This window comes from Micromonospora sp. NPDC023633 (genome assembly GCF_040640035.1).
GTDB lineage: Bacteria > Actinomycetota > Actinomycetes > Mycobacteriales > Micromonosporaceae > Micromonospora.
This window is the reverse complement of sequence record NZ_JBFABB010000245.1, coordinates 1-4,102: the sequence shown is the minus strand read 5'-3', so window position 1 is coordinate 4,102 and position 4,102 is coordinate 1. Positions and strand designations below refer to the sequence as shown.

4 protein-coding genes are annotated in these 4,102 nt (G+C 66.3%); 3 read left to right on the top strand and 1 reads right to left on the bottom strand.

Features of this window, described 5'->3' with window-relative positions; translation table 11 throughout:
* Nucleotides 1–671 precede the first annotated feature (671 nt).
* Nucleotides 672–1,175, bottom strand: coding sequence for an O-acetyl-ADP-ribose deacetylase (locus tag AB0G13_RS34275; RefSeq protein WP_357883738.1), 504 nt, complete (start codon nucleotides 1,173–1,175; stop codon nucleotides 672–674).
* Nucleotides 1,176–1,384: 209 nt separating this feature from the next.
* On the opposite strand from AB0G13_RS34275, the gene AB0G13_RS34270 reads away from it, so the two are divergent.
* The 3 genes from AB0G13_RS34270 (at nucleotide 1,385) to AB0G13_RS34260 (ending at nucleotide 4,046) form a co-directional block, all read left to right on the top strand.
* A complete protein-coding gene (locus tag AB0G13_RS34270) occupies nucleotides 1,385–1,780 on the top strand; it encodes a hypothetical protein (protein WP_357883735.1) in 396 nt (131 codons plus the stop codon).
* 1,097 nt (nucleotides 1,781–2,877) lie between these two features.
* The gene (locus tag AB0G13_RS34265; RefSeq protein WP_357883732.1) at nucleotides 2,878–3,315 is read left to right on the top strand and encodes a GNAT family N-acetyltransferase; all 438 of its coding nucleotides are present in this window, start codon (nucleotides 2,878–2,880) and stop codon (nucleotides 3,313–3,315) included.
* 461 nt (nucleotides 3,316–3,776) lie between these two features.
* Complete coding sequence (locus AB0G13_RS34260; RefSeq protein ID WP_357883729.1) at nucleotides 3,777–4,046, top strand: hypothetical protein; 270 nt, start codon at nucleotides 3,777–3,779, stop codon at nucleotides 4,044–4,046.
* Nucleotides 4,047–4,102: the final 56 nt, after the last annotated feature.

The window sequence follows — 4,102 nt, the reverse complement described above, 5'->3', positions numbered from 1 at the left end:
GATGACCGCAACCATCACGCGATGAAGAAACCGGATAATGATCATGTCAAGCATCTGGTGGGACGCGAGTGTCAAGCATCTCCCGTGACGGGACAAGGCGCCTGCCGGCGAAGTGGTGAGAACTTTCTGTACGTCTTCAAGGCGGCCCTGAACGGGCCGCACGCGCCGCCGCCAGGGCGCGCGTCCGTCGCTCCGCTGTCGCTCCACGTCGGCCACGCAACACGCCCGGCGGCTGGCGCGGAGAGCGTGAAGCCCGAAGGGGCCGCCGCAGCACGACAGCGGCGTTGGCCGGGTGGTGGTGGGCCGGCAGCCGGCCGGGCCGCGCGGCCACGAGCCCGCGCGGCGTAGGGGAGCGCATGCCGGCCGCGTTGGCGAGCTGGCGGTGGTCGCGGGGTTGCGGTTACTGCGCCTCCGGCGGGGGCGCTCCGGCTCCAGGATGGCCGGGGCACCGTCGGCGCGTTGCGGTCCGTGGGTGGTTGCGGTGGGAGCCATCCCGCCCGCCATCGACCCGGGCGAGCCGAGCAGACCACCGCCCGACCCGCCAGCGTCCGTACGAGCCGTCAAGGCCGTCTTGACGTGGCGGGCCGGGCGGTGGCCCGCTCCCCAGGAGGGCGGGTCGACGGCGAACGGGATGGCAAGGCGTCCCGTTGGGGCGTTTGTATCGCCGCCGGTCACGCCTGCACTGCCGCAGCCAGCATCTCGTACGTCTCTTCGTCGAAGGCGACCAAGCGGACGTGCTCGACATCTGTAGGCGTTGCTCTGATGGTCGAGATCGCGATCTTTGCTGCTTGCGCAGGCGGGAAGCCGTATACGCCAGTGGCGATAGCTGGGAAGGCAACGCTGTGGGCCCCGACCTCGTCGGCAACCTCAAGGCTACGCCGATAGCACGACGTCAGGATGTCAGCCTCACCATAGTCACCGCCTTCCCACACGGGGCCGACGGTGTGAATGACATGGCGTACTGGTGGGTCCAGGTCGAACGCCGGTGTGGCGACTGCATTGCCGGCATCGCAGGGTGCGAGCGCGGCACCCGCCTGGGCCAGTCGCGGTCCTGCCGCACGATGAATCGCCCCATCTACACCGCCGCCACCTAACAGTGACTCATTGGCTGCGGTAACGATGGCGTCGACGTCCTCGCTAGTGATATCACCAAGCACAACTTCAATTACGGGCATACCTCAATGATGTCACCACGGCAGTGCGGGCCGCCTGGTCCTGCGTCGGCGACCGTTGGGTGACGATCTGAGTGACGACGTCTACGGACATGGCCGGATATTGAGAGACTTTGTGGACCGTTTCCAAAGCTCGCGCCGCACATCCTGCCAGGCCGTTGAGCCACGCTTGTTCTTTCGGGACGAAGAACCGGTGCCGGTATCCTCTGGCCGTGCAGGGAGAGTTTCGCCTTCGGCAGGTGGTTGGCCGGATTGGGCATGCGGCGGATGTGGCTGTCGCGGCCGAGCCGGCAGACCGTGATGAGGTGGCCGTCTCCCCGGATGCCTTTACCTGGTTGTGGGATGTCTATGGGCCGCGAGCTGTGATCGATCGGCCGATCAATGATCGATTGGTGGCTGAGGCGGTTGAGGGCGTGTGGTATGCGCTCGCCCGCTTGGGGCGACCCGGCGGCTACATGGTGACGGTGACGAAGATTGTGGATATGCCGGTGGACACGGCTGACGGTGACGTGAAGTTTGCGGCTGCCCAGGCGGTGTGCCTCGCGTTGGGTGTGAGGCTCGAACCACCGCCGCGTATTACGACGGACGGCGTGGTCTTTCCCGCATAGCTCGGACTCCACACGGGGTGCCCGATGCCGTGCCGTGGGCGGGTGACTAACCGAGTGACGATCGGGACGGACGCCAGCGGACGAGGAGGGACGTTGGTGGACCGTTCTAGCAGGCCAACACCCATGGAACAGCAGGTCAGGGCCCTGTGTTGGTTGCCTGGGGGTCAAGGGGTCGTCGGTTCGAATCCGGCCGTCCCGACGCAGGTCAAAGGGCTGATCCGGAAATCGGATCGGCCCTTTCGCCGTTCTGGGGACCAAGATCGGTCAAGTTGGCGGTGGCTGGCGCTGCTTGACCGACGGTCAAGTTTCAGGTGGCTACCCGGGTCATTTGCCGAATTGTTCGTTCTTTGGATCAAGGCGCCGCGCGAGCGCGGCGCAGCGGCCCGCTCGCACTCGGCCTGCTGGCGGCCTCCGGCCGGCATCGGCCGGCGCGGCGGGCCGCATCAGGCCGACGACGGCGAGCGATCAGATTCGTCTTGGTCGGATGCGATGCCCAGTCCGGTGCCGCCCCTCAGCTAACAGGAGGTCTACGGCAGCGAGGACTGCTCGCCAGGCATGGGTGGCCTCCGGATCATGGCACTTGGCGAGCCCTTCGAAGGTGGCGAGGCTACGCTGCACCGACTCCAAGTGCGGATCAAAGACTGAGGGCCGGCTCCAGCGGAGATAGCCCGGCGTGACGTGGAGCCGAACGTAGTTGGCGTCTCGGTAGCGCGGGTTACTCAGTGAGCGTTGGCGGAGGTAGGCCAGTTTCCCGAGCGCCAGCGTGTCGGCGAGAGGCAGATCCGCGTCTTTGGCCACGTAGGGCATCTTGGCTGAGGGTCTTCCCTGGGGCCAATGGTTTGCGGCCTGTGACGATCGCGAGGGTCAGGGCCGCCGTGGGGGTTGGGGCGATCGGCTGCCGCGCCGCTTCGCGGCTTGCCACCGGGTACCAAGGTCCAGGCGCGCGGAAAGCCGGCGCCACGGCAAGCCGCCCCCGGCCCGAAGGCCGGGGTCGGTAAGCCGTACGCCGCTGGACGACCGCGCACCCCACCGGGCAGCCATTCCAGCAACCAGTGCCCCAGGCGGTTAGCGGCGGAGCCCCTGGCTAGGCTTCAAGGGTGACGGTCATTGTCCGGCCAGCCACCGAACCTGACTTGCCGGGGCTGCTGGCGTTGTATAGCGAGCTCAACCCGGAGGACGCGCCGGTGCCGACGGAGTCCGCCCACCGCATCTGGGCCGCAATCGCTGCGCAGCCGGGCCGCACGGTGCTGGTCGCCGACCTGGACGGCGTGCTGGTCGGAACCGCCGACTGCATCGAGCTGCCCAATCTCACTCGCGGTGGTCGGTCCATTCTGGGCGTCGAGAACGTTGTGGTTGCCGAAGCACACCGTAGGACCGGTGTGGGAAGACAGCTGATGGAGGCTGCGATGCAGCTCGCCAAGTCGGCTGGCTGTTACAAGGTCCAACTGTTGGCGGCCCCGGAGGAAGAGGTTCACACCTTCTACCGGGCGTGTGGTCTCCTGCCGCTGGCGCAAGGCTTCCGCCGCTACTTGTAGTTCCACGCGCGCTGGCCAGGCTAGTGGCCAGCGTCCCGGACGGTTACCGGAGGGCATGAGGCTCAACAGACTCGGATGCGCTACATCGGTCTCATGCAGCAGTCGAAGACGCCAGGCCAGGGGCGTGCAGAGTACGTGCATTGATCTTGAGTCGTCCGGCAGGTGACCGACACGGACGTCCAGGTCAAGGGCACGCTCCCCAACCTGCCTGAGTCGCCTTCCAAAACCGTTCGGCTGTACAGCCAGTCGTACAACCAAGACCACCCGCTGACACCGACGCCACCCGACAACGCCAGACGGGCCGACCATGGCCGCAGGCACCCGACCAGCCATCCACGATCTTCTTCTAAATCCCAGGCCGGTCGTGGCCGCCAGGCGCAGGCTTTGACAACCGACAACGAGGCTCGCGGCTACGACGAGCGGGAGCCGAACAGTTGCGGTGATCCAGGAAGATCACCGACATGACAGAGGTCGACAAGGCGGTCGAACGGATCCGGGCGACGGGAGCATATCGGCTGCTGGTCGTCGGGTACCGCTGCCTGCTCCTCGGGCCGCTCATGATGGGTCTGACCATCGGCTCGATAGCGCTCTGGTCCATGAAGCCACCGCTGGTCTGGCTGCCGATCGCAATCACGTTTGGGACGGTGTTTGTCGGGGTGGCTGGGATATGGGTGGGGCTACAGATCTTGAATGGTCAGGTTGTGTCGGGTTCGAGTGTCAGTCCGGTGTGAGCGAGGAAGCCGTCGAGTAGGTCGGTGCGGTACTGGATGCTCTTGAGTCGGTTCTT